Source organism: Arthrobacter sp. 05T420 (assembly GCF_056396305.1).
The window spans coordinates 68,041-93,615 of record NZ_JBFTLG010000011.1 but is presented as its reverse complement, the minus strand read 5'-3'; the positions used below and the strand labels follow the sequence as shown (position 1 = coordinate 93,615).

Genomic DNA, 25,575 nt, shown 5'->3' with positions numbered 1-25,575 from the left:
CATGGGCCTCACCCCCTGCGGGTGAAATCCCTACGAGGCGACGAAGGGCTTGTCGACGAGGATGGCGGCCTGCGGGTGTTTCTCCATGGACCTCGCAGAGCGCACAAGCTGTGCGCGCATCACAAATCCTTGCTCGGTGAACCGGAGGGCCACGTCGTCGGGAGCATGCAGTTCTGCACGCAGTTGGACGTCGTGTCCGTAGGCCTGGTCAATAGTGGGGTGACCGCTGCCGGCGTGGAAGGCGACGAGCGCCGAGCCGCCCGGGCGGAGCCCTCTCCAGAACTCACGGGCGATCGCCGGCAGGGCCGTCGGGGGCGAATGGATGATCGAGTACCAGGCCAGGATGCCGTCTGCGGCGGCGTCGGCCACCGGCAGCGCGGTCAGCTCTCCCACTTCGAACAACAGCTCGGGATGCAGCCGCTGCGCGACCCGGACCATTTCCGGCGACAGGTCGACGCCGCTGGCGTCCAGTCCGGCGCGGCTCAGGTAGCTGGTCATTCGTCCGGCACCGCATCCGACGTCGATCACCTGCCGGTCCGGGGTGGCGCGCATGTGTCCGACGAAGTGGTCCACCATGGCCATGTCCAGAGCGGCCTCGAAGCTGGTATCCGGGATCACCGTTGAATATGCCTCGGCCACCGTGTCATACGCGGATCTGACCGCCATCAGGTTCTCGTTTGCCATCGATCGAGCCTAGCGGCTTTGGCCGGCGAACCCCAGCTGCCCGGACGCCGCCCGCAGCCGGGATCCGGGTCCCGGGGGTCTCCGGATCCCGAGGCGACCCAGGGGGTGCCGAATTCTTACGTCATGCAACGGGTGCGTGACGCGCTGTGTCGCTGCGCGACTGTGCGTTGCAGCCGGGCTTGGGAACCCGGGTTAGTGGTGGTTGATTGGGGTTTCCAGCGTCGAAAGGACCCGCCATGACGGAACACTCTGACCTCAGCCCCACGACACTCCGCCACATTCTCGGACACTTCGCCACCGGCCTGACAGTGATTACGGCGGCAACAAAGCACGGGCCTACCGGGTTTACGTGCCAGTCCTTCTCGTCCCTGTCCCTGGAGCCTGCCCTGATCACCTTTAGTCCGGCGCGGACGTCCAGCACCTGGCCGCTGCTGCGTGAGGCTGGCAGGTTTACCGTGAACATCCTGCCCACGGAACATCAGCATCTGGCTGGGCAGTTCGCGCGGCCAGGAGCGGACAAGTTCGCGGGCGTTGACCATTGGCTCTCGCCCCTGGGCAACCCGGTCCTGGACCAGGCACTGGCCTGGGTGGACTGCGAACTGCACCAGGAGTACGACGGCGGCGACCACACGATCGTCGTCGGCGCCGTCCGCGCCCTGGGCGCACGTCCCGACGCTGAGCCCCTGCTTTTCTACAAGGGAGACTACGTGGGCGTGCGTTCCCGCACCGGCGCGCTGGAGAGTGTGGCATGACCATGCTGCAGTCGCTGTCCCGCTTGTGGGCGGCCCGGCCCTTGTCGTTGGCACAGCCGGCTCGGCCGGGCCGCGGGGACGATTCGGAGCCGGTGAACGCGCAAAAGTCGTTCCCGGCCACAGGTGCCCACTGGCTGGATGGGTGGGTCATCTTCGGAAACCCCTACGTGTGACGCCCGACGCCGGATCTCCGTACGGCGTCGGGTGCGCCGTGCTGGCGTAAGATGGAAGGACCCGTTGACCCCGGCCCCGCGCGGTGCGAACCGCCGTCGGTACGGATCACGGTGACCGACCATATTCATACTGGAGGGGACCAGAGGCCCGCGGGCCAACACCATGACTGAAGCAGCGAACGGCAAGGCCCGGTTCAGCGCCCGAGAACGCACCGCAGGGGAATTTCCCCACTCCCTACCAGGGCTGCGGACGGAGGTGGTCTTGTTCGACGACTCAGAGCAAATGGTCCAGTCGCTGGGCAGCCATGACGAAGCCCTGCGTTTCATCGAAGACCAGTTCCCTGCCGTTGATTTCCATGTCCGCGGCAACGAGCTCGCAATCAGTGGTCCTGCCGCCGACGTGCCGCGCATCATGCGCCTGCTCAACGAGGTGCGAGGGCTGGTGGCCAGGGGCACAGTCATCACCCCGGCGGTCCTGCAGCAGCTGGTCTCCCTTCTCCGCAGCCAGTCACTGCTGAACCCCGTGGAAGTGCTGACCACCAACATCCTTTCCACGCGCGGGAAGACCATCCGGCCCAAGACGCTGAACCAGAAGAACTATGTGGACGCGATCGATGCGAACACGGTGATCTTCGGGATCGGCCCGGCCGGTACCGGCAAGACCTACCTGGCGATGGCCAAGGCCGTACAGGCCCTGCAGCAGAAGGAAGTCAGCCGCATCATCCTGACCCGTCCGGCCGTCGAGGCGGGGGAGCGGCTTGGTTTCCTGCCGGGCACGCTGAGCGACAAGATCGACCCCTACCTGCGGCCCCTGTACGACGCGCTGCACGACATGATGGACCCAGAATCCATTCCGCGCCTCATGGCCGCCGGCACCATCGAAGTCGCCCCGCTGGCCTACATGCGCGGCCGGACGCTCAACGACGCGTTCATCATCCTCGATGAGGCCCAGAACACCACGCCGGAACAGATGAAGATGTTCCTGACCCGCCTGGGCTTCGGCTCCAAGATGGTGGTCACCGGGGACATCACCCAGGTGGACCTTCCCTTCGGCACCCGCTCGGGGCTCAGGATCGTCGAGGAGATCCTGCAGGGGATCGAGGACGTCAACTTCTCGATCCTGGATGCCTCCGACGTCGTCCGGCACCGCCTGGTCGGGGATATCGTCAACGCCTACAGCATCTGGGACGAAGTCCAAAGGAACCGGGTCAAGCACTCCGTCGCCCGGGAAACGCGGGGAGAACACGCATGAGCATTGAGGTCAACAACGAATCCGGCGTCGCCGTAGACGAGTCGGAGCTCGTGGCTCTGTCGCGTTTCATCTTCGAACGCCTCTACATCCACCCGCAGGCGGAACTGTCCATCCTGCTGGTGGACGAGCCCGCCATGGAAAAGCTGCACCTCGAACTGATGGACGAGCCCGGCTCCACCGATGTCCTCTCCGTGCCCATGGACGAACTCACTCCGGGCACTCCGGACAAGCCGACTCCGCAGGGCATGCTCGGCGACATCGCCATTTGCCCCCAGGTGGCCCAGGTCCAGGCCCGCAACGCCGGCCACTCCACCCAGGACGAAATGCTGCTGCTCACCACGCACGGCATCCTGCACCTGCTGGGCTATGATCACGCCGAGCCGGAAGAGAAGGAAGAGATGTTCGGGCTGCAGCGTGAACTGCTGACCGCCTTCACCGGCAAGGCGGCCCCGTCCGAGACGGTTCAGTGACCCCACTGATCCTGGCCGGCATGGCGTTGGTGTTCCTTAGCTTTGCCGCGGTGCTCACCGCTGCCGAATCCGCCTTCAACTTCCTGCCCCGGCACGACGCCGAACAGGCGGTCCTGAACAGCAGGGGCACGTCGCTCAAACGCATCCTGGCGCAGCCCGTGGGGCACATGCGCGCCCTCCGGTTCTGGCGGGTCTGGTTCGAGATGGCTGCCGCCGTCGCCGTGACCGTCCTCCTGTACAGCCTGCTGGACAACGTCTGGCTCGCCGGCCTGGCGGCCACCGGCATCATGGCGCTGCTCGGTTTCGTGATCGTCGGGGTGTCCCCGCGGCAGCTCGGCCGGGTCCACTCCGCCGCCCTGGTCCGGTTCAGCGCCCCGCTGGTCCGGTCCCTCTACGCCGTGCTTGGCCCGATCCCGGGCTGGCTGGTGCGGCTTGGCAGCGTCGTGGCCCCCGGCGCGCCTGCGGACAGTGAGGCGTTCTTCAGCGAAGAGGAATTCCGCGAGCTCGTGGACCGGGCCACCGAGTCCGACGTGATCGAGGACAACGAGGCTGAGCTGATCCAGTCGGTCTTCGACTTCGGGGACACCCTGGTCCGCTCCGTCATGGTGCCGCGGACCGACATCCTCACGATCGACTCCGGGTCCAGCCTGCGGCGCGCGATGTCGCTGTTTCTGCGCTCCGGGTACTCCCGGATCCCGATCATCGGCGAAAACGCCGACCAGATCCTGGGCATTGTCTATCTGAAGGACGTCGCCGCCGCGCTCCACAACCTCGGCCCGGACGAGGAACCGCCGGTGGTGGACGAACTCGCCCGCGAGGTCCGCTACGTGCCGGACTCAAAGCTTGTCAGTGACCTGCTGCGCGAGCTCCAGAAGGAATCCACGCACGTTGCGATCGTCATCGACGAATACGGCGGAACGGCAGGGCTGGTCACGCTCGAGGACCTCATCGAGGAGATCGTCGGCGAGATCGTGGACGAATACGACACCGAAAGCGCCGAAGCCGTGGCCCTGGGCGACGGACGCTACCGGGTCAGCGCCCGGATGAGCATCGATGACCTCGGCGAGCTCTTTGACCTCGAGCTCGACGACGACGAAGTGGACACCGTGGGCGGCCTGCTCGCCAAGGCCCTCGGGCGGGTGCCGATTGTCGGCAGCACCGTCCAGGTCCACGGGCTCTCCCTCCGCGCCGACCGGCTCGAGGGCCGGCGGAACCGCGTCAGCCACATCATTGCGGCCGCCGTAGCAAAAGAACAAACTGACCTTGAAGACCTTCTCGACGAGGCCGCACCAATCCAACAGGGAGTCTCACGTGAGCAAGCAGAATAAGTCCGACGGCGAAGCAGCCTACGGCGGCTACCGCGCCGGGTTCTCGGTGCTGGTGGGGCGGCCCAACGCTGGCAAGTCCACCCTCACTAACGCCCTTGTCGGCCAAAAGGTCGCGATCACCTCGGCCAAGCCGCAGACCACGCGGCACACGATCCGTGGCATCGTGCACCGGGATGATGCCCAGCTGATCCTCGTGGACACCCCGGGCCTGCACCGCCCGCGCACGCTGCTGGGGAAGCGGCTGAACGAACTCGTCGCCGACACCCTCGCCGAGGTCGACGCGATCGGTTTCTGCCTGCCGGCCAACGAGAAGATCGGCCCCGGCGACAAGTTCATCGCCGCCCAGCTCGCCGCCATCGGCAACAAGCCGATCATCGCGGTGGTGACCAAGGCCGACACCGTGGACCGCCAGGGCCTCACCGAGCAGCTGCTCGCCGTCGCCGCCCTGGGCCGCGAGGTCCTCGGCGAGGACGGCTGGAAGGACATCGTCCCGGTCTCCGCCACCGACGGCTTCCAGGTCGAGACCCTGGCCGACGTGCTGATCAGCCACATGCCGGCGTCGCCGCCGCTGTACCCGGACGGGCACCTGACGGACGAGCCGGAAGCGGTAATGATCGCCGAACTCATCCGGGAAGCCGCCCTCGAGGGCGTCCGCGACGAGCTGCCGCACTCCCTGGCCGTCGTCGTCGATGAGATCGTTCCGCGGGAAGGCCGGCCCGAAGACCGGCCGTTCCTGGACGTCCGGGTCAATCTGTACGTTGAGCGGCCCTCCCAGAAGGCCATCATCATCGGCAAGGGAGGAGCGCGGCTCCGCGAGGTCGGGACCACCGCGCGCAAGGCGATTGAGGCGCTGCTCGGCGCCCGGATCTACCTCGACCTCCATGTGAAGGTTGCCAAGGACTGGCAGCGCGACCCGAAGCAGCTGGTCAAACTAGGCTTCTGAGCCGGGGCCAATTTAGGGCCCTGTTTTGGGCGCTACTTGGGCTCGTATTTTGGCCGCTGGCCCCTCCCGCCGCTCCCAAAAGAGGGCCCATCGGCGTTTTCTCAGATTCGGACTCTAAAATGGGCTGATCCCCGTTCTTGTAGGAAGGCTCAACAAGTGGTTCGACCCCGTGACAACCGTGCCGACGGATCCACCCCGCCGGCCCGGGCAGCCGCCGCTGCCCGGCACACGGCCGATCCCGCCGTTGGTCCGGCCCGCCACCTCGGAGCCGTCCATCGGACCCCTACCTGGCTGAAAGTGACCACGGGCGTGATTGCAGTGCTCCTGGTGGGCGTAATCGCGTTCGGCGCTTACTGGGCCATCCGGCTTCAAGGCAACCTCACCAAGGCCCCGCTGAGCGCCGGCAGCATCAAGTCCGAGAACGCCCTGAACGATTCGACGGACCGGATGCAGATCCTGATCCTGGGCTCGGACACGCGCGACGGCAAGAACTCGGAGTACGGCACCAGCGATGACGCGACCGGCTACGGGCACTCGGATGTGATGATGCTGATGGATATCTCGGCTGACAACAAACGGGTCAATGTCATCAGCTTCCCCCGGGACCTCCTGGTCGACATCCCCAAGTGCAAGGATCCGAAGACCAACAAGGAATACCCGGCCCAGACCGGCGTCATGATCAACTCGGCGATGTCCGAGGCCGGCATCGGCTGCGCCGTGGACACCGTCAACAAGCTCACCGGCCTGGAGATCGACCACTTCATGATGGCCGACTTCAACGCCGTCAAGGAACTCTCCAACGCCGTCGGCGGTGTGCAGGTGTGCGTCAGCGACGCCGTCTACGACCCCGACTCGAAGCTCCGGCTTCCCAAGGGCACCTCCACCGTCCAGGGCGAGCAGGCATTGTCGTTCGTGCGCACCCGGCACGCCTTCGGCGACGGCGGCGACCTCGGCCGCATCAAGGCCCAACAGGGCTTCCTTTCCTCCCTGACAAGGAAAATCAAGGACGACGGCACCCTCACCAACCCGGCCAGGATGCTCGGCATCGCGGACGCGATCACCAAGAACCTGACCATCGACGACGGCCTGGCCTCGGTGCCGACGCTGCTGACCGTGGCCAACCGGCTCAAGGACATCGACGTCAAGAAGGTGGCCTTTGTGGCCGCGCCGACCGTCCCGGCCGAATCCGACATCAACCGGCTGCAGCTCGCCGAACCCGCGGCGTCCCAGCTGTTCGACGCCATGCGCAGGGACGTCGATCTGACGGATCCGTCAGCGAAGCCTGGCGCCTCGCCGAGTGCCAGCGCGACGCCGACGCCCAGCGCCACGGCACCGGCCTACGACAAGGCGCTGCAGCCCGTGACCGTGGCCAACGGCTCAGGCGCACCGGCCCGGACCCAGGCGATCATGCAGGCCATCAAGGGCGCCGGCTTCACCCAGGTGGGCCAGCTGACGGCGCAGCCCGTCGCGAAGACGGCTGTCTATTACGGTGCGGATTACGCCGACGTGGCCACTGACGTCGCGGCTCTCCTCGGGGTGGCGCCGGGTCAAGTGTTGCCGGCTGCCGGCGTCGCCGGCGTCCAGGTCTATCTGGGCAGCGACTTCGCCAACGGGACCCCGACGGCAGCCCCCGCGCCGCCGCTGCCCGCGGACATCGTCAACCAGACCGCCGGCGACACCGTCTGCCAGCAGGCCAACCCGGCGCTGATTACCCGCTGATTGTTCGCTGCAGCGCAGGATCTCAGCCGAGACTGACGCCTGCGGCGACGGACTGGCACCAACGGCGAAGGGCCGGCCCGGGGAAACTTGGGTTCTAGCGGTCGTTGCAACACCCAGAACTTTGGGAGTTGCAACGACCGTGTCGTCTTTAACGGGAGAACCTCGAACCAGCAGGAAATACACGCCGGAGCAGAAGGATCAGTTCTTCGTCGTGTTCGACCGGCTCAAGAGCACCCGGAAGGCGGCCAGGGAGCTCGGATTGAACCCCGACACTTGCGCCGGCTGGATCCGTAAAGCCGGGCTGAAGAGCCATGGCAAACCGGGGGCGCGCCCTCACCCTGGGCGGGATGAGTACTTCCGGTTGCGCAAGACCGGCGTGAGCCGGCGGAAGGCGGCCATGGCCGCCGGAGTGCATCTTCGGACAGCCGAGGAGTGGGACGACGGGATCCGTAAGTCCAATGGCCGACGCATTTACCCGGATGGCCGGATGGTCGATTACAAACGTGGTGTGACCACTCTGACATCTCCCGCCCACACGACCGGAACGGCCCTCGCCCCTCCGACGTCAGTCTCGGCGCTCGAGAAACTCCTCGATCCGCGGTTCCTCAGCGTGCAGGAACGGGAGCTGATCCGGGACCTGAAAGGCGCAGGGTCTTCAATGAGGGCAATCGCCCACGCTCTTGGCCGTTCGGCTTCAACCATCAGCCGCGAGCTCGGCAGAAATACCGGTGCCCCGATGGGCTATCTGCCCCACGAGGCGCATCGGAAAGCCGCTGCCCGGCGGCCACGACCCAAGATGGCCAAGCTCGCTGGCGACTCGGACCTGCGCGACTACGTGAAGGACAAACTGCTCATACGCTGGTCTCCGGAGCAGATCAGCCACACCTTGGTCGAAAAGTTCCCCGACCAACCGGAGATGCGCGTGAGCCCAGAGACGATCTACCAAGCCCTCTACGTCCAGGCCAGAGGCGGACTCAAACGCGAGATACAGGCAGCGCTGCGCACCGGCCGGACCCGCCGCAAGCCCCACCGCACCGGCGAGCAACGCACCCCCAGGTTCGTGGACCCGATGATCATGATTTCCGAGCGCCCACCCGAGATCGAGGACCGCGCCGTGCCAGGCCATTGGGAAGGGGACCTCATCACCGGCGCCTACAACCAGTCAGCGATCGCGACCCTGGTCGAGCGCACCACCCGCTACGTGATGCTCGTCCACCTGCCAAATGACCACACCGCCGAAACCGTCCGCGACGGACTCGTCAAGACCATGGCCACCCTGCCGGCACACCTGCGCGGCTCCCTGACCTGGGACCAGGGCGCGGAAATGGCCACCCACCGATCATTCACCCTTGCCACCGACATGCCCGTCTACTTTTGCGACCCCGCCAGCCCCTGGCAACGAGGCTCCAATGAAAACACCAACGGGCTGCTGCGCCAGTACTTCCCCAAAGGCACCGACCTGTCCGTCTACGGACCCGAAGACCTCGAACACGTCGCGCAGGAACTCAACGGACGCCCACGCAAGACGCTCGGCTGGAATACTCCAGCCGAGCGTCTACGTGATTTACTACTAACCACCTAACCAGCAGGTGTTGCAACGACCGCTAGAACCCAAGAAACCCCGTGGCCGGCCCTTTCAGCCTTAACAGCTTTTGGCTACCAGATGCTGACGCGCTCTTGGGGCGCCATCCACATGCCGTCCTGATCCGTGACGGCGAACGCGTCATGGAAGGCATCGAGGTTCTTGGCGATCGCATTCGTGCGGAACTCGTTGGGGGAGTGCGGGTCTGTCGCCAGCCGGCGGATGGCTTCTTCCTTCCGGATGACCTGCCGCCACCCCGCAGCCCAGGATGCGAAGAACCGCTGGACCCCGGTCAGCCCGTCGAGCACAGGGGGCTCTTGCCCGTCGAGGCTGATCAGGTAGGCCTTGTAGGCGATCGCGAGGCCACCGAGATCCCCGATGTTCTCGCCGAGGGTGAGCTTGCCGTTGACGTTGTGGCCGGGGGCGGCTGTGGGGGAGAGGGCGTCGAACTGCGCCACCAGCTTCGAGGTCAGGACCTCGAAGGCGGTGCGGTCGTCCTCGGTCCACCAGTTGCGCAGCAGGCCGTTGCCGTCGTACTGCGAGCCCTGGTCATCGAAACCGTGGCCGATTTCGTGGCCGATTACGGCGCCGATGCCGCCGTAATTGACGGCGTCGTCGGCGTCGGCGGTGAAGAACGGCGGCTGCAGGATGGCGGCGGGGAACACGATCTCATTGAGTAGCGGGTGGTAGTAGGCATTGACCGTCTGCGGGGTCATGAGCCACTTCTCGCGGTCCACCGGCTTGCCGACTTCATCGAGGTGACGGTCGACGTCGGCGCTGTGGGCGCGCTCCACGTTCCCGAACAGATCGGTGGGATCGACCTGGACCGCGGAGTAGTCGATCCACTTGTCCGGGTAGCCGATCTTGGCGCGGAAGGTGTCGAGTTTCTTCAGGGCCTCGAGCTTCGTCGCCTCGCCCATCCAGTCCAGTCCCGTGATGGAGTCCCGGTACGCCGCGATGAGGTTGGCCACAAGGGTCTGCATGCGCGCCTTGTTGCCTTCCGGGAAGTGTTCGGCCACATAGATCTGGCCGACCGCCTCACCGAGGCCACCCTCGACCACAGCGACGCCACGCTTCCAGCGGTCCTTGATCCTCGGCGTGCCGCTCAGCGTGGTGCCATAGAACGCAAAGTCTGTGTCCACGAACACCGAGGACAGGTACGGGGCGGCCGCGCTGACGACGCGCATGGCGAGCCACTCCTGCCAGGTGCCCAGCGGTTCGTTGGCCAGCAGTGAGGCCGCGCCGGAGAAGAAATCGGGAGTGCTCATGACGAGCTCGGCGCGCTTCTCGGGTTCGATGCCGGCGGCGTCGAACCAGTCGGCCAGCAGCGGGAACAGCTCGGCGGCCTCCGCGGCGGACTTCAGGTTGTACGTCTTTTGCGGATTCCGCAAAGTCACGTTGTCCCAGTGGTGCGAGGCCAGCGAAGTCTCCAGCGCCACCACGCGGCCGGCTGCGCCCTCCGCGTCCGCCACTTCCGCCAGGTCCAGCATGGCCTGGACGTGCTCCCGGTATGACTGGACCATCGGGGCGAACTTCTCTTCCCGGTAATACGATTCATCCGGCAGGCCGAGGCCCCCTTGGCCGGTGTAGAGCAGTACGCGGTCCGGGTTTCCGGCGTCGGGGGCGGGGTAGATATAGAAAAGCCCCGAGACGTCGGCGCGGAACAGGCGTCCGGCCAGAGCCACGAGTGCGGGCACCGACCTCGTGGCAAACACCTCCGCCAGCCGCGCCCGGAGCGGGTCCAGACCCTTGGCTTCCACCGCGGATTCGTCCATAAAGCTGTTGTACAGGTCCCCGATCTTCCGCTCGATGCCTGTAGCCTCTGCGCCTCGCGCGGCGGCCCGCTCGATAATCTCCTTCACGGCGAGCTCCGAAGCGTCGCGCAGCGCAGTAAACGTGCCCTCCAGCGGCCGGTCGTCCGGAATGACTGTGCTGTTGAGCCAGCCGCCATTCACGTGCTGGTACAGGTCATCCTGCGGACGGACGCTGGCGTCGATGGTGGACAGATCGATCCCCGAAAGTGGCACGGATGCTCCTTTGAGAAGCAGCCCGGCGCCGGAGCGTTGGTCGGCGCGCAGTCTGCATGGTGGACGTTACGGTGGTCTGGCTCCTTCATCTTACGCACCCGTGTTACTGTGAAATTGTGCGCGCAGAACTGCTCCTTCTTAGCTGCCGCGGCGAGGCCTCAGACGCGATCTAGCGCAAGGCCCACCCTCGCTGCGGAGTTTGTGTTGCCCGGCCACCCTTTCATCAAGAATCACAGAAAAGGCCCCGATTGTAATGCGAAACGCACAGAAGCCCTCAGGAATGCCGGTCCACCGCTACATCCCGTTCCAGGACCAGATCACCGTTGAACTGCCTGACCGCACCTGGCCCGACAAGGTCATCACCAAGGCCCCGCGCTGGTGCGCAGTGGACCTGCGCGACGGGAACCAGGCCCTGATCGATCCCATGAGCCCGGCCCGCAAGCTGAAGATGTTCGAGCTGCTGGTCCGGATGGGCTACAAGGAGATCGAGGTCGGCTTCCCCTCGGCGTCGCAGACGGACTTCGACTTCGTCCGGCAGCTGATCGAGGGCAACCACATCCCCGACGACGTGACGATCCAGGTGCTGACCCAGGCCCGTGAGCACCTGATCGAGCGGACCTATGAGTCCCTGGTCGGCGCGAAACAGGCGATCGTCCATCTCTACAACTCCACATCCGTCCTGCAGCGCCGCGTGGTCTTCAACCAGGACGAAGACGGCATCCTGGACATCGCCCTGCAGGGCGCCCGGCTGTGCAAGAAGTACGAGGAAACCCTCGTCGATACGCACATCACCTACGAATACTCGCCCGAGTCCTTCACCGGAACCGAGCTGGAGTACGCCATCCGCGTCTGCAACGCGATCGCCGACGTCTTCGAGGCCTCGGCCGACCGGCAGGTCATCATCAACCTGCCCGCCACGGTGGAAATGGCCACCCCCAATGTTTACGCCGACTCGATCGAATGGATGAGCCGGAACCTGCACCCGCGCGAAGGCATCATCCTCTCCCTGCACCCGCACAACGACCGCGGCACCGGCGTTGCCGCCGCCGAGCTCGGCTACCTGGCCGGCGCGGACCGGATCGAGGGCTGCCTCTTCGGCAACGGCGAGCGGACCGGAAACGTGGACCTGGTGACCCTGGGCCTGAACATGTTCGTCCAGGGCATCGATCCGATGATCGATTTCTCCGACATCGACGAAATCCGGCGCACGGTGGAGTACTGCAACCAGCTGCCGGTGGCCGAGCGGTCCCCGTACGGCGGGGACCTTGTCTTCACCGCGTTCTCCGGCTCGCACCAGGACGCGATCAAGAAGGGCCTGGAGGCCCTCGAAAAGGATGCCGCCGCGGCGGGCAAGGATGTGGCCGACTACACCTGGCAGGTCCCGTACCTGCCGGTTGACCCGAAGGATCTTGGCCGCAGCTACGAGGCGGTCATCCGGGTCAACTCGCAGTCCGGCAAGGGCGGTGTCGCGTACCTGCTCAAGAACGAGCACAGCCTTGACCTGCCGCGCCGCGCCCAGATCGAGTTTTCCGGCGTCATCCAGAAGCGGACCGACACGGTGGGCGGGGAAGTCAGCGGACCCCAGCTGTGGCAGGTCTTCCAGGACGAATACCTGCCGTCGGGTTCGGCCGACACGCAGTGGGGCCGCTACGCCCTCGGTTCGATCAGCACCGAGACGGACGAGGACGGCGCAATGACCTTGACCGCTGCCCTGAAGGTCGACGGAAACCAGGTCCGCCGGACCGGGACCGGCAACGGCCCCATCGCGGCCCTGCTGAGCATCCTGCGCGAGGACGGCGTGGACGTCCGGGTCCTGGACTACAGCGAACACGCACTCTCCGAGGGCGGCAGCGCCTTGGCCGCCGCGTACGTTGAATGCGCCGTGGGGGAGCGCGTGCTCTGGGGCGTCGGGATCGACGCCAACACCAGCACCTCTGCCCTCAAGGCCGTCATCTCGGCCGTGAACCGCGCCATCCGGGACGCCCGCGCCTGATCCGGCCGCGGGCAGGACCCCCCGGCGGCACGGCATGGACAGCCACGGCATACACGGTTATCCCGACGCACACAGCGCCGCCGGAACACTCCGGCGGCGCCGTGTTTTCCCTCAGCAGTGTTCTACCTCAGCGGTGCCGCCTATGCCGTGATTCCGCAAAGACAATGCGAAGATTAACTGTGGTCCAACAATCCTTCGCAGCGCGCGCCTACCGTGACGAGGCCGTGGTCCTGCGCACCCATAAGTTGGGTGAGGCCGACCGGATCATCACCCTGCTGACAAAGCACCACGGCCAGGTCCGTGCGGTGGCGAAGGGCGTCCGGCGCACCAGCAGCCGCTTCGGCGCCAGGCTGGAACCGTTCATGGTGGCCGATCTCCAGCTGATTTCCGGGCGCACCCTCGACGTCGTCACGCAGGCCGTCGCCAAGGGCGTCTATGGCGGAAACATCGCGGCGGACTATGGCCGCTACACGGTTGCGGCCGCCATGACCGAGACCGCCGAGAAGCTCACGGACGTCGACGGAGAAGCCGGAACGGCCCAGTACAACCTGCTGGTTGGTGCCCTCGCGTCCCTGAGCCGGGGCGACCACGCGTCCGAACTCATCCTGGATTCCTACCTGCTCCGCGCCCTCGCGACCGGCGGCTGGGCGCCCAGCTTTACCGACTGCGCCCGGTGCGGTGCGCCCGGGCCGCACACAGCCTTTTCCGCGCCGCTGGGCGGCATGGTCTGTGCCGAGTGCCGGCCGCCGGGATCCCCGGCACCGGCCGCGGAAACCGTGCTCCTGCTTGGTGCCCTGCTCACCGGGAACTGGACGACGGCGGATGCGTCCGCGTCCGTTCACCGCCGGGAAGCGGCCGGTCTGGTGGCCAGCTACCTGCAGTGGCACCTGGAGCGAGTCCTGAAATCCCTCAAACATGTGGAGCGAACGTAAAAGTGGCATTGGGAAGAAGCTTGGGAAGAACCCTGGAGAAGAGCCAAGGGAAGCAGGCCAACGTCCGGCGGCGGACCGCCCCGGTGGTGGCTCCCTATCCGCACCCGTCCGGCGCTGTGCCGCCCGCGATTCCTGCTGAGTTCATTCCGAGGCATGTCGCGATCGTCATGGACGGCAACGGACGCTGGGCGAACCAGCGCGGCCTGCCGAGGGTCGACGGCCACAAAGCGGGGGAGCCCGCCCTGCTGGATGTCATGGCCGGTGCGATCGAGCTGGGGATCGAGTACGTCAGCGTGTACGCCTTCTCCACCGAGAACTGGCGGCGCTCCCCCGAGGAGGTGCGCTTCCTGATGGGCTTCAACAAGGACGTGCTGCGCCGGCAACGGAACCAGCTCGATGACTGGGGAATCCGCATCCGCTGGTCCGGGCGGCGACCAAAACTGTGGGGCTCGGTGATCCGCGAACTCGAAGAGGCCGAGGACTACACCCGCGGCAACAGCACTTGCACCTTGAACATGTGCGTCAACTACGGCGGACGGGCCGAGATCGCCGACGCCGTCGCCGCGATCGCTGAGGAAGTGGCGCAGGGCCGGCTCAAGCCGGGCGCCATCACCGAACGGACCATCCAGAAGTTCCTCGACGAACCGGATCTGCCCGACGTCGATCTGTTCCTGCGCAGTTCCGGCGAGCAGCGGCTGTCCAATTTCATGCTGTGGCAGTCGGCCTATGCCGAGTTCGTGTTCATGGATACCCTGTGGCCTGACGTGGACCGCCGGACGCTGTGGGACGCCGTCGAGATCTATGCCCAGCGGGACCGCCGCTACGGCGGAGCGGTCGACGCCGCTCCCGTGGCAGGCAACCAGGGCACCTGACCGGCGTCAGTCGATCACGTAGGCCCTGAGCCACCGGGACAGCCGGGAGTAGGCGTCGGCGCGGACCCGGGGTGCGGAGAGGAAGACGTCATGCAGGGCGCCGTCTATTCGCTCCAGCGTGACGGTCCGGCCCAGGCTGAGGGCGCGAAGGGCGATCGTGTTCACGTCCAGGACCGCGTCGGTGCGGCGCATGGATTCCTTCCAGAACATCCCGTTGGCGCTGGCGCCCGAAATCAGCACGAGGATGGGCACATCGATGTTCAGGCCGCGCGCCACCTTGGACTGTCCGCTCAGCACGGCGCTGAGCCAGCCGGCGCGGACCGGAAAGGCGTGCGGCGGTCGGTAGGCATCGTCCAGGGCCCATTCGCCCTCCGCGGCGCTGCTGATGCTGCGCCAGTAGAAGGCACGCTCGGGCAGCCGGATCACCGACTCTGGCCAGAACCTGGCGAACGGCTCCACCATTGTCCGCGCGGCCCGGCGCAGGGCGGGGCTGCCGTGGACCTCCAGCCAAGGGCTGTCCAACACGAGCTGCGACGCCACCCCCTGATGGCGGTCGGCCCACAGCGCCGCGATCAGGCCACCGGTGGAGTGGCCCATGAGGATCAGTTGCGGCGCCATGCCGGGCGGCCGGAGCGAGCCGATGATGCCGATCGCTGCGGTGATTTCGGCGTCGTAGTTGTCCAGGTCCGCGACGTAGCCGCCATGGGTGCCCGGCCGCAGGCTGCGGCCGTGGTTGTGCATGTCGAGCGCGAAGAACTCAAATCCCTGCCCGGCCCAGAATTGGGCGAGTTCCTCGTTGAAGAAGTAGTCACTCCAGCCGTGCAGGAACAGCACGGCCCGGGCCGGCAGCGCGGACGGTGCCGGTTCGAGCGGGGTATGGCGGACCAGGGTGGCAGTGCGCAGCACGCCGTCAGGGCCGGCGGCCTCGAAGGCGCACGCCTGGAAGTCATCGCCCAGTATGTCGGTCCGCCACTGCATCGCCATTTCCTCCTGCGCCGCCTGCGCTGCCGACTATGCCGCGGACGCCGCGGCGCGGCCCGCGGAACGTCCGGAGAAGAGGCACCCGCCTAGGAATGTCCCCTCTAGGGCCCGGTAGCCGTGAATTCCGCCGCCGCCAAACCCTGCGGCTTCACCGGCGGCGAACAGCCCGGGCACGGGCTCCCCGGTGACATCCAGGACCCGCGACTGCAGGTCCGTGTGCAGGCCGCCGAGGCTCTTGCGCGTCAGGACGGAGAGCCGGACGGCAAGCAGCGGACCGTGGCGCGGATCCAGCAGCCGGTGGGGTGGCGCCACCCGCATGATCTTGTCGGTGGCGAAACGCCGCGCGGCCCGGATGGCGGCCAGCTGCGGATCCTTGCCCATCCCACTGGAAAACTGCCGGTCCCGGTCGCGGACCAGCCGGTCCAAGGCTGCGGCGTCAATGAGGTGTCCCCCCGTCAAATCGTTCATTCGGGCGGCCAGCTCCGCAGGGTTCTCCGCCATCAGGAAGTCGACCCCGTGGTCCAGGAACCGCTGCAGAGGCGTGTCGCTGCCGGGCTTCAATCTGGCAGCCAACAGGCGGACATCCTTCCCCGTGAGATCCGGGTTCTGCTCCGATCCGGACAGCGCGAACTCCTTCAGGGCGATGGCCCTGTTGAGGACGAACCATGAATGGGCATGTCCTGTGGCCAGGATGTGGCGGAGGGCGCCGAGGGAGTCGAAGCCAGGAAACAGGGGAGGGGGGAGCATCCGCCCCGTCGCGTCCAGCCACAGGGCGGATGGCCCGGGCAGGATCCGGATGCCGTGCCGCGGCCAGACCGGGGCATGGTTGTGGATGCCCTCCGGGTAATGCCACATCCGGTCGCCGTTGATGAGGCGACCGCCGGCCCGCTCCACGGCCGGCAAAAAGTCCCCGTCCACGGAGGCAGGCACGCCGCTCAACATCCGCTCCGGCGCCACGCCGCCGGGCCACTGCCTGCGGACCGAGTCGTGGTTGCCGCCGATCCCGCCGCTCGTCACCACCACGGCCGCGGCCGTGGCCTCGAAACTGCCGGCCGGGTGCCGGGACGAACGTTCGCCCCGCCCCGCGCTGCTGGCCTCGAGCAGATCGCCGCACACGCCGCTCACCCGTCCCGAGGTCTTCACCAGCTCCGTGGCGCGGTGGCGGAAATGGAAGGACACGCGGCCGGCGGCTTCGCCTTCGCGCAGTTTGGCCAGGAAGGGAGCCACCAGGGCAGGTCCCGTGCCCCACGCGACATGGAAGCGCGGGACGGTGTTGCCGTGGCCATTCGGGCCGTAGCCGCCGCGTTCTGCCCACTGCACCAGGGGAAACAGCCGGACGCCCAGCGAGGCGAGCCACGCACGCTTTTCCCCGGCGGCGAAGTTCACGTACGCCGCCGCCCACTCCTTCGCCAGCGCGTCCTCCGGCCGGTCGAATCCCGCGGACGCATGCCAGTCCGCGAGGGCCAGCTCTTCGCTGTCCCTCACCCGGAGCCTGCGCTGTTCCGGCGAGTTGACCAAGAACAGGCCGCCGAATGACCAGTGCGCCTGGCCGCCGACAGAGGCGTCGGGTTCCTGATCTAGCACCGCCACCCGCCTGCCTGCGGCATAGGCCTGGGCCGCCGCGACGGGCCCGGCCAGGCCCGCCCCGACCACCACCACATCGGCCTCGATCCCGCGCCCCGACGTCCCGCGGCCGGCCGTCCCGGCACCATCTTTGCTGGTCATGGCTTCATGCTAACTCGCCCCGGGGCCCTACGGCCGATGCGTCCAGGGCGCGGGGCGGCGCAGTCACAACGGCAGTCACAACCGCGCCGGCGCGCGTGCTGGTTTGGTCTGCGGGGCCCGAACCTGAAAACTAGAGGCATGCGCGTATATCCCACATTCTTCCGGCTGGCCTTCTCATGGATGGACGCCGAACGCGCCCACAAGATCGGCTTCAAGGCCATCCGGCTCGCCCACAGCTGCGGCGCCGGACGGCTGCTGCAGAAGTTCACCGCCCCGGCGGCGTCCCTGCAGACCCAGGCTTTCGGCCTGACGTTCCCCTCACCGTTCGGGCTCGCGGCCGGCTTCGACAAGGAAGGCCACGGCATTGAGGCGCTGACCGAGCTTGGCTTCGGCCATGTGGAAGTCGGCACCATCACCGGTCAGGCCCAGCCCGGGAACCCGGCGCCGCGGCTGTTCCGCCTTGTGGAGGACAGGGCCGTCATCAACCGGATGGGGTTCAATAACGACGGCGCCGCGGCGGTAGCCCCGCGGCTGAAGTCCGCCCGCGCGGCCCTGCAGCACCACCGGCCCGGTGTTCGGCCCGTGATCGGGGTCAACATCGGCAAGAGCAAGGTGGTTGGACTGGAGGATGCGGTGTCCGATTACCTCATCAGTGCGCGCAGCCTGGCTCCCGCAGCCGACTATCTCGTCGTGAACGTCAGTTCGCCCAACACGCCCGGCCTCCGGCTGCTGCAGGACGTGGAGACGCTGCGCCCGTTGCTCACTGCAGTGGGCGAGGAGGCGGACAAGGCCGCAGGACGCCACGTTCCGCTCTTGGTCAAGATCGCGCCTGACCTCAGCGATGAGGACATCGACGACGTCGCTCGGCTGGCTCTGGATCTTAAGCTGGACGGCATTATTGCCACCAACACCACGATCGCCCGCACCGGGCTCGTCTCCAGCCCGGACAAGGTTGAAGCGTGCGGGGCCGGAGGTCTTTCCGGAGCGCCCCTGAAGCAAAGGTCCCTGGAGGTCCTGGCCCGGCTCAAGTCCGTGACCGGCGGAGCGCTGACCCTCGTCTCGGTGGGCGGCGTTGAAACCGCGCAGGATGTGCAGGCACGGCTGGACGCCGGCGCCACCCTGGTCCAGGGCTACACGGCGTTCCTCTACGAGGGCCCCTTCTGGGCGGCCCGTATCAACCGGTTGCTGGCCATGCACCCGAGCCGGCGCTAGGCATCACGGGGCCAGCGGCTCCGGACCGATCGCTGCAAACGAGAAGCCCCCGGCAGATGACTGCCGGGGGCTTCTCGGTTGCAAAAGAGTGGGAGGGTCAGACGGGGAACTGGCCGCGGGCGACCTGGGGCTTGGGCAGGCGCAGGCGGCGGAACTGCAGGGAGCGCATAGAGCCGTACCAGACGGTGCCGCGCTCCACCTCGCCGAACTTTTCGCCGAGCCGCTTCTTGAGCTTGCGGGAGAGGATGAAGACATCCACGAAGACCGCGAGGAACATGACCCAGAATCCGCCCAGGACGTAGATCATCTGTGCGCTGGAGGCAGGCACCAGCAACGAGATGATGACGAACAGCAGGGCCCCGAACATGAGGTACTCGCCGAGGCTAAAGCGGGCATCGACGTAGTCACGGGCGAAACGCTTCTGCGGACCCTTGTCGCGCAAGGGCAGGAACTTCTCGTCACCGCTGTCCATGGCCTGCCGCATCTTGAGCCGCTGGTCTGCGACGGCTGCGCGGTCGGCGGCCTTGGAAGCCTTGCGGTCCTCGGGCACGAGGGGCCGCTTGCGGGCCGCCACCTGAGCGCTGCGCTTGGGCGTGGGTGCGCCCTTGCCGGTCACGGTGCCCCGGGCTGCTGCCTCGGCTGCCTGCTGGTCAACTACGTCCTGCGCCGATGGCGCTTCTTTTCTACGTCCAAACACCCCTAAAGAATACCCCGCAGACACGGGTCCGAGACCCAGCCCACACGGTGCGCGCCCGGCGATGGCAGCGTTCAAGGTTTAGCGTGATCCAGCGCACGGGTAGTGTTTTGGCCATGACTTCATCAACCGCGGGGAACCCGCTGACCACCATGGACCACGACGGCACCATTGATGCCGAAGCCCTCCGCCAGGCTGTTGCCGAATCGTTCGACGAGACGATCGGCCAGTTGACGGACCTTGTTGCCATTCCGGGCATCGCCTGGCCAAGCTTTGATCCTGCCCCGTTGAACCGCAGCGCCGACGCCGTCGCCGCCCTCGTGCGGGCCAGCGGTTTCGACGACGTCCAGATCCTCCGCTGCGACAAGGAAGACGGGACGCCCGGCGGGCCCGCCGTCGTCGCACGCCGCCCGGCCGCCGAGGGCAAGCCGACGGTTCTGCTGTACGCCCACCACGATGTCCAGCCCACCGGTGATCTGGCGCTGTGGGACACCGACCCCTTCACCGCCGTCGAACGCGACGGGCGGCTCTTCGGCCGCGGTGCCGCGGATGACAAGGCCGGCATCCTCGCCCACATCGCCGCCTACTCGGCCGTGACGCGCGTGCTCGGGGACGAACTGGGCCTCGGCGTGACGTTCTTCTTCGAGGGCGAAGAGGAGGCCGGCTCGCCAACATTCCGACAGTTCCTGGAGACGCACCGCGAGCTGCTGCGTGCCGACGTGATCGTCGTGGCCGACTCCAGTAACTGGAAGGTGGGCATCCCGGCCCTGACCACCAGCCTCCGCGGCCTGGTGGACGGCACCATTGAGGTCAAGGTTCTGGACCACGCTGTGCATTCGGGTATGTTCGGCGGCCCTGTGCTCGACGCGCCGACCCTCCTGTCCCGCCTGATCGCGACCCTCCACGACGACGAGGGCAGCGTCGCGATCAAGGGCCTCGTGAGCCGCGATGATGTGGTGGTCGACCTCACCGAGGAGGAGTACCGCGCCGACGCGTCCGTGCTCGACGGCGTGAAGCTCGCCGGGACCGGGAGCATTGCCTCGCGAATGTGGACCAAGCCGGCCCTGTCCATCATCGGATTTGACGCCCCGGCCGTGGACGTGGCCTCCAATACGCTGCTGCCGCGGGCGCGGGCCAAGTTCAGCCTGCGCCTGGCACCCGGGCAGGACCCCGCAGCCGCCATGGAGGCTGTCCGCAAGCACGTCGAGGACCACGCGCCGTTCGGCGCCCAGGTGGTGTTCACCCCGGGGGAGAGCGGCAGCTCTTTCCTGACGGACACCAGCTCGAAGGCCGCCTCCGTGGCCATGTGGGCCCTGGGTGAGGCTTGGGGCGTGCCCGCCGTTGAAATGGGGATCGGCGGGTCCATTCCGTTCATCGCGGACCTGACCGAGCTCTACCCGGACGTGCAGATCCTGGTGACCGGCGTCGAGGACCCCGATTCCCGCGCCCACAGCGCCAACGAATCGCTGCACCTGGGTGACTTCCGGAACGCGATTGTCGCCGAGGCCCTGCTGCTCGCGCGCCTCAACAACGACGGCGCGCTCTAGGGGCCCGGCGCCGCAGACCCCGGGGGAACATCCAGCCGCCTCCCACGGTTACGCCAAAAGTTAGAGCTAGAAGGCTGCGCGAAGTAGCATGTAGCTATAGCCCATACCGTTTAAGTAGGGGCGGGCACCGTGCGAGCGGGGCCGCCACCACCGTTGCAAGAAGGTAGGCCATGAGCACTACAACCAATGAAAACAGCGCCGACACCACTGCCGCCCAGGCCGGCGAGCTGGCCACGCACGAGGTCAAGCTGACCGACGTCGCGGCCGGAAAGGTCCGCAGCCTCCTGGAACAGGAGGGACGCACCGATCTGCGCCTCCGCGTTGCCGTGCAGCCCGGCGGTTGCTCGGGCCTGATCTACCAGCTCTACTTTGACGAGCGGCTGCTCGACGGAGACGCTGTGCGCGACTACGACGGCGTGGAAGTCGTCGTCGACAAGATGAGCGTTCCTTACCTCAGCGGTGCCAGCATCGATTTCGAGGACACCATCGCCAAGCAGGGCTTCACGATCGACAATCCCAATGCCGGCGGGTCCTGCGCCTGCGGAGATTCTTTCCACTAATTCCTTCCACTGAGGCCGGGCATTTTGCCCGGCCTTAGTGCGGCAGGATCCTCAACGAGCGGCACCGGCAAAAAGCTCCCGACGCACGGTGCGGACATGTGGGCGAAAACTCGCGGGGAGCGGTAAGCTCTACACCGAGTAGTAAAACTTTTCGTTTGCCCTGCCCGTAATTCGCGGGGCAACAGCAACAAGTAGGAAGGGCCGTCTGTGAGTTCGCAGAACCGAACCGGCAGCCGACGCAAACAGATCACTACGATCACTGGCTTGGCACTAGCCGGCGCGTTGGCTTTGACTGGATGTTCACCAGAGGTACAGAAGGGCTGGTTGCCCACCGAGCGTGGCACCACCAATCACGTTGACCTCATCATGGACCTCTGGGTCAACTCATGGATAGCGGCGCTGGTCGTCGGCATCATCACCTGGGGCCTGATGATCTGGTGCGTCGTTGCCTACCGCCGCCGCAAGGGCACCGTGGGCTTCCCTCGCCAGAACAGCTTCAACCTTCCGCTTGAAGTGTTCTACCTGACGATCCCGTTGTTCATGGTCCTGGTGTTCTTCTACTTCACCGACCGCGACACGGCGTCGATCGATGACCGCTCAAAGCCGGCCGACGTCGTCGTCGACGTCCGCGGCAAGCAGTGGGCATGGGACTTCAACTACAAGAAGGGCGCCGTCGTCACCGAGGACGTCCACGAAGCAGGCGTCCAGGCGCACCTGACCGGCAACGACGTGGACAAGGAAAAGCTGCCCACCCTGTACCTGCCGGTCAACAAGTCGGTTGACCTCGAGCTCAACTCACGCGACGTCATCCACTCCTTCTGGGTGCCTGCCTTCCTGCAGAAGCGGGACATGATTCCCGGCAAGACCAACTACATCCGGTTGACTCCCACCCGGGAGGGCACCTACGACGGCAAGTGCGCCGAACTTTGTGGTGAGTACCACTCCGAAATGCTGTTCCGCGTGAAGGTTGTCTCCGAGTCGGAGTTCCAGGCGCACATGAACCAGCTGCGCCAGGACGGGAACACCGGCCTGCTCGGTGAAGAGTACGACCGCAACCCGGCCCCGACCGAAACCAAGTAAGGCGAGCGACGTGGCAACTTACACTCAATCCGCCGGGATCCTCGAGGCTCCCGTAGTACCGAAGTCCAAGGGACGCATCGTCGTCAACTGGATCACCTCGACCGACCACAAAACGATCGGGTACATGTACCTGATCGCGTCGTTCATCTTCTTCTGCTTCGGCGGCATCATGGCGCTGCTGATCCGTGCCGAGCTCTTCGAGCCCGGCATGCAGATCCTGCAGACCAAAGAGCAGTACAACCAGCTCTTCACCATGCACGGCACAGTAATGCTCCTGATGTTCGCGACGCCGCTGTTCGCCGGCTTCACCAACGTCATCATGCCGCTGCAGATCGGTGCCCCCGACGTCGCGTTCCCGCGACTGAACGCACTGGCCTTCTGGTTCTTCCTGTTCGGCTCCACGATTGCCGTATCCGGCTTCATCACCCCGCAGGGTGCCGCGTCGTTCGGCTGGTTCGCTTACGCGCCGCTGTCCAACACGACGTTCAGCCCCGGCGTGGGCGGTGACCTCTGGGTCTTCGGCCTTGCGCTCTCCGGCTTCGGCACCATTCTTGGTGCGGTCAACTTCATCACCACCATCATCTGCATGCGCGCCCCGGGCATGACCATGTGGCGGATGCCGATCTTCACCTGGAACGCCCTCGTGACATCCATTCTGGTCCTGATGGCCTTCCCGCCGCTGGCTTCCGCACTGTTTGCCCTTGGAGCGGACCGCCGCTTTGGTGCGCACATCTTCGATCCCGAGAACGGCGGCGCCGTCCTCTGGCAGCACCTCTTCTGGTTCTTCGGCCACCCCGAGGTCTACATCATCGCGCTGCCGTTCTTCGGCATCGTCTCTGAGATTTTCCCGGTCTTCTCCCGCAAGCCGATCTTCGGTTACAAGGGCCTGGTCTATGCGACCATCTCCATCGCGGCTCTGTCCGTGACCGTGTGGGCACACCACATGTACGTCACCGGCTCGGTCCTGTTGCCGTTCTTCTCCTTCATGACGATGCTCATCGCCGTTCCGACCGGCGTGAAGTTCTTCAACTGGATCGGCACCATGTGGCGCGGTTCCATCACCTTTGAAACCCCCATGCTGTGGAGCATCGGCTTCCTGGCGACGTTCCTCTTCGGTGGCCTCACCGGCATCATCCTGGCCTCGCCGCCCCTGGACTTCCACGTCTCGGACTCCTACTTCGTGGTGGCGCACTTCCACTACGTGGTCTTCGGTACTGTCGTGTTCGCCATGTTCGCCGGCTTCTACTTCTGGTGGCCCAAGTGGACCGGCAAGATGCTCAACGAGCGCCTCGGTAAGATCCACTTCTGGATGCTGTTCCTCGGCTTCCACGGCACCTTCCTGATCCAGCACTGGCTGGGTGTCGAGGGCATGCCGCGCCGCTACGCCGACTACATGCCGCAGGATGGGTTCACGTGGATGAACCAGTTCTCCACCATCGCCTCCTTCGTCCTCGGCGCCTCGCTGATTCCGTTCTTCTGGAACGTCTACATCACCTGGCGCAGCAACGAGCGTGTGGAAGTTGATGACCCGTGGGGCTTCGGCGCCTCGCTCGAGTGGGCCACGTCCTGCCCGCCGCCGCGCCACAACTTCACGTCCCTGCCTCGCATCCGCTCCGAGCGTCCCGCCCTGGACCTGCACCACCCGGAGCTCTCCCAGTCCTACACCGCGGATTCGCCTGCTCCGGCAGCATCGGCCCTCGGTAACGCCGACCAGAAGGACACCGCCAAGTGAAACTCGAATCAAGAATTTTTGGCTTCGGCGCCTTCTTCTTCGTGCCCGTGGCACTAATCTACGGGTACCTGAATAACTGGACCGAATGGGTCGGCATCCTCGGTATTCTGCTCGTGGGCGGGCTCGCCGGCATGATCGGCGCTTACCTGGGCTTCACCGGGCGGCGCGTAGGCATGCGCCCCGAGGACCGCAACGACGCCGAAATCCACGAAGGCGCCGGCGAACAGGGACACTTCAGCCCCTGGAGCTGGTGGCCGCTGATGCTGGGCATGTCCTGCGCGGCCGGGTTCCTCGGCCTCGCCGTCGGCTGGTGGATCGTCTTCATCGCCGGTGGAATGGCAGTAGTCGCCCTGGTCGGCTGGGTCTACGAATACAGCCGTGGTGACCACGCGCACTAGCGTGCACCCGGACTAAAAGTTCAGATTGCACGACGGCGGGCCCCGCCAAATTGAACTGCTCCCCGAAAGTTGGACTGAAAATTCAGTTCCGGCTTGCGGGGAGCAGTTTCACGTTTTAAGGGCAGTTCGTAGTCTGAGGAGCAGCGCGAAGCCCCGGTGGCGCTGATTGCGACTGGTTGGGGCTCCAGGGCCGGGCCGTAGCGACCAGGCTTGGAGTGGGTAGGAAAGCTGTCCTCCGGTTGCACGACAGATAGCGAGTTCGCGGAGATACTGCTCTAGTCACCAAACCAGGCAAGCGGCTGTAATCGTTCGAGCTCAAGCTCAGCGCTGTGCAGCGATATATCTCCGGCGAGAACAGGGTCGCTCTGGCGAAGGAGCTCGATCTGTCGTCGCCACACCTGCGTGCAGAGGTGGCCTTCCTGGGAAAAGTAGGGGCCTTGGGGGACGGGGAACAGCGCTAAGGTTAGCGCTGTCAGCGCTCTCAAGGCTGAGCATCGGCTGGAAGTTCTCCTGGACGTAGCAGGGTTACCTCGGTCCACGTTCTTCTACCACCAGTCCCGCCTCCAAGGCCCCGATCCTCGCGCGTCCCTGAAGGCCGCCGTCTCAGAGATTTTCGGGAAGAACCACGGCCGGTACGGGCACCGGAGAATCCATATCGAACTGCTCAAGCAAGGGTGGACGGTCGCCAAGAAGACCGTGCTGAAGCTGATGCGTTCCCTCCAGCTGGTCTGCAAGGTCCGGAGCAGGAAGCGGTACAACTCCTACCACGGCGGCCAGGGAGTTGTTGCCCCGAACCTTACATCCGGTGGTACAACACCGAGGGAATCTCCACAAAACTCGAGGGTCTCAGCCCTGCGCAATACCGTGCTCGGACCCTCGCCGCATAGGCCCCGGCAGACAACACAACATTCGAACGCCG

The 25,575-nt window shown here is 66.0% G+C and carries 22 protein-coding genes and 1 pseudogene; 18 read left to right on the top strand and 5 right to left on the bottom strand.

Annotated features, from left to right (window positions below; genetic code table 11):
• Positions 1-30 precede the first annotated feature (30 nt).
• Positions 31-684, bottom strand: coding sequence for a class I SAM-dependent methyltransferase (locus AC1DEM_RS12400; RefSeq protein WP_476884653.1), 654 nt, complete (start codon positions 682-684; stop codon positions 31-33).
• A gap of 236 nt (positions 685-920) precedes the next feature.
• Between AC1DEM_RS12400 and AC1DEM_RS12395 the strand changes: the two genes are divergently transcribed.
• The 7 genes from AC1DEM_RS12395 to AC1DEM_RS12365 all read left to right on the top strand — a co-directional run bounded on the left by AC1DEM_RS12395 (position 921) and on the right by AC1DEM_RS12365 (position 8,903).
• Positions 921-1,436, top strand: coding sequence for a flavin reductase family protein (locus tag AC1DEM_RS12395; protein ID WP_476884652.1), 516 nt, complete (start codon positions 921-923; stop codon positions 1,434-1,436).
• Between the two features lie 336 nt (positions 1,437-1,772).
• A complete protein-coding gene (locus AC1DEM_RS12390; RefSeq protein WP_377986534.1) occupies positions 1,773-2,861 on the top strand; it encodes a PhoH family protein in 1,089 nt (362 codons plus the stop codon).
• Positions 2,858-3,331 (top strand): rRNA maturation RNase YbeY, encoded by a 474-nt coding sequence (gene ybeY, locus AC1DEM_RS12385; protein WP_476884651.1) that lies wholly within the window; start codon positions 2,858-2,860, stop codon positions 3,329-3,331. Before AC1DEM_RS12390 ends, ybeY begins: the two co-directional genes overlap by 4 nt.
• Positions 3,328-4,659, top strand: a complete 1,332-nt coding sequence (locus AC1DEM_RS12380) for a hemolysin family protein (RefSeq protein ID WP_476884650.1) — start codon at positions 3,328-3,330, stop codon at positions 4,657-4,659. The genes ybeY and AC1DEM_RS12380 overlap by 4 nt, the downstream gene beginning before the upstream one ends.
• On the top strand, positions 4,643-5,602 hold the full coding sequence (era, locus tag AC1DEM_RS12375; protein ID WP_476884649.1) for a GTPase Era: 960 nt from the start codon (positions 4,643-4,645) through the stop codon (positions 5,600-5,602). The genes AC1DEM_RS12380 and era overlap by 17 nt, the downstream gene beginning before the upstream one ends.
• 156 nt (positions 5,603-5,758) lie before the next feature.
• Positions 5,759-7,321: an LCP family protein gene (locus AC1DEM_RS12370; protein ID WP_476884648.1), complete on the top strand. Its 1,563-nt coding sequence runs from the start codon at positions 5,759-5,761 to the stop codon at positions 7,319-7,321.
• A 376-nt stretch (positions 7,322-7,697) separates the two neighbouring features.
• Positions 7,698-8,903 carry an IS30 family transposase gene (locus tag AC1DEM_RS12365; protein ID WP_476884714.1) on the top strand — a complete coding sequence of 402 codons (1,206 nt, stop codon included), beginning with the start codon at positions 7,698-7,700 and terminating at the stop codon, positions 8,901-8,903.
• A 74-nt stretch (positions 8,904-8,977) separates the two neighbouring features.
• On the opposite strand, the gene AC1DEM_RS12360 is transcribed toward AC1DEM_RS12365, so the two are convergent.
• A complete protein-coding gene (locus AC1DEM_RS12360; protein WP_476884647.1) occupies positions 8,978-10,930 on the bottom strand; it encodes a M13 family metallopeptidase in 1,953 nt (650 codons plus the stop codon).
• Positions 10,931-11,183: 253 nt separating this feature from the next.
• Here AC1DEM_RS12360 and leuA point away from each other — a divergent pair, with 253 nt between their 5' ends.
• From leuA to AC1DEM_RS12345, 3 genes are all read left to right on the top strand, one after another.
• Positions 11,184-12,923, top strand: a complete 1,740-nt coding sequence (gene leuA / locus AC1DEM_RS12355) for a 2-isopropylmalate synthase (RefSeq protein ID WP_377986529.1) — start codon at positions 11,184-11,186, stop codon at positions 12,921-12,923.
• A 179-nt stretch (positions 12,924-13,102) separates the two neighbouring features.
• Entirely contained in the window at positions 13,103-13,855 is a 753-nt protein-coding gene (gene recO, locus AC1DEM_RS12350) for a DNA repair protein RecO (RefSeq protein ID WP_476884646.1), read from the top strand.
• Between the two features lie 20 nt (positions 13,856-13,875).
• Positions 13,876-14,727: an isoprenyl transferase gene (locus AC1DEM_RS12345; protein WP_476884645.1), complete on the top strand. Its 852-nt coding sequence runs from the start codon at positions 13,876-13,878 to the stop codon at positions 14,725-14,727.
• 6 nt (positions 14,728-14,733) lie between these two features.
• Here AC1DEM_RS12345 and AC1DEM_RS12340 read toward each other — a convergent pair whose 3' ends face one another.
• Positions 14,734-15,705, bottom strand: a complete 972-nt coding sequence (locus AC1DEM_RS12340) for an alpha/beta hydrolase (protein ID WP_476884644.1) — start codon at positions 15,703-15,705, stop codon at positions 14,734-14,736.
• Between the two features lie 33 nt (positions 15,706-15,738).
• Positions 15,739-17,433 carry an FAD-binding dehydrogenase gene (locus AC1DEM_RS12335; RefSeq protein ID WP_476884643.1) on the bottom strand — a complete coding sequence of 565 codons (1,695 nt, stop codon included), beginning with the start codon at positions 17,431-17,433 and terminating at the stop codon, positions 15,739-15,741.
• A 138-nt stretch (positions 17,434-17,571) separates the two neighbouring features.
• On the opposite strand from AC1DEM_RS12335, the gene AC1DEM_RS12330 reads away from it, so the two are divergent.
• On the top strand, positions 17,572-18,645 hold the full coding sequence (locus AC1DEM_RS12330; RefSeq protein ID WP_476884642.1) for a quinone-dependent dihydroorotate dehydrogenase: 1,074 nt from the start codon (positions 17,572-17,574) through the stop codon (positions 18,643-18,645).
• Positions 18,646-18,742: 97 nt separating this feature from the next.
• Here AC1DEM_RS12330 and AC1DEM_RS12325 read toward each other — a convergent pair whose 3' ends face one another.
• On the bottom strand, positions 18,743-19,342 hold the full coding sequence (locus AC1DEM_RS12325; RefSeq protein ID WP_476884641.1) for a DUF3043 domain-containing protein: 600 nt from the start codon (positions 19,340-19,342) through the stop codon (positions 18,743-18,745).
• 113 nt (positions 19,343-19,455) lie between these two features.
• Between AC1DEM_RS12325 and AC1DEM_RS12320 the strand changes: the two genes are divergently transcribed.
• From AC1DEM_RS12320 to AC1DEM_RS12290, 7 genes and pseudogenes are all read left to right on the top strand, one after another.
• Positions 19,456-20,886, top strand: coding sequence for a M20/M25/M40 family metallo-hydrolase (locus AC1DEM_RS12320; protein ID WP_476884640.1), 1,431 nt, complete (start codon positions 19,456-19,458; stop codon positions 20,884-20,886).
• A 170-nt stretch (positions 20,887-21,056) separates the two neighbouring features.
• Positions 21,057-21,446 (top strand): HesB/IscA family protein, encoded by a 390-nt coding sequence (locus AC1DEM_RS12315; RefSeq protein ID WP_090580934.1) that lies wholly within the window; start codon positions 21,057-21,059, stop codon positions 21,444-21,446.
• A 207-nt stretch (positions 21,447-21,653) separates the two neighbouring features.
• On the top strand, positions 21,654-22,526 hold the full coding sequence (ctaC, locus tag AC1DEM_RS12310; protein WP_476884639.1) for an aa3-type cytochrome oxidase subunit II: 873 nt from the start codon (positions 21,654-21,656) through the stop codon (positions 22,524-22,526).
• Between the two features lie 10 nt (positions 22,527-22,536).
• The gene (ctaD, locus tag AC1DEM_RS12305) at positions 22,537-24,258 is read left to right on the top strand and encodes an aa3-type cytochrome oxidase subunit I (protein ID WP_476884638.1); all 1,722 of its coding nucleotides are present in this window, start codon (positions 22,537-22,539) and stop codon (positions 24,256-24,258) included.
• A complete protein-coding gene (locus AC1DEM_RS12300; protein ID WP_476884637.1) occupies positions 24,255-24,656 on the top strand; it encodes a cytochrome c oxidase subunit 4 in 402 nt (133 codons plus the stop codon). Before ctaD ends, AC1DEM_RS12300 begins: the two co-directional genes overlap by 4 nt.
• 498 nt (positions 24,657-25,154) lie before the next feature.
• Positions 25,155-25,394 (top strand): annotated as a pseudogene (locus tag AC1DEM_RS12295) (IS3 family transposase); the annotation flags it as partial.
• Positions 25,331-25,543 (top strand): IS3 family transposase, encoded by a 213-nt coding sequence (locus AC1DEM_RS12290; RefSeq protein ID WP_476884636.1) that lies wholly within the window; start codon positions 25,331-25,333, stop codon positions 25,541-25,543. The pseudogene AC1DEM_RS12295 and the gene AC1DEM_RS12290, both read left to right, overlap by 64 nt.
• Positions 25,544-25,575 lie beyond the last annotated feature (32 nt).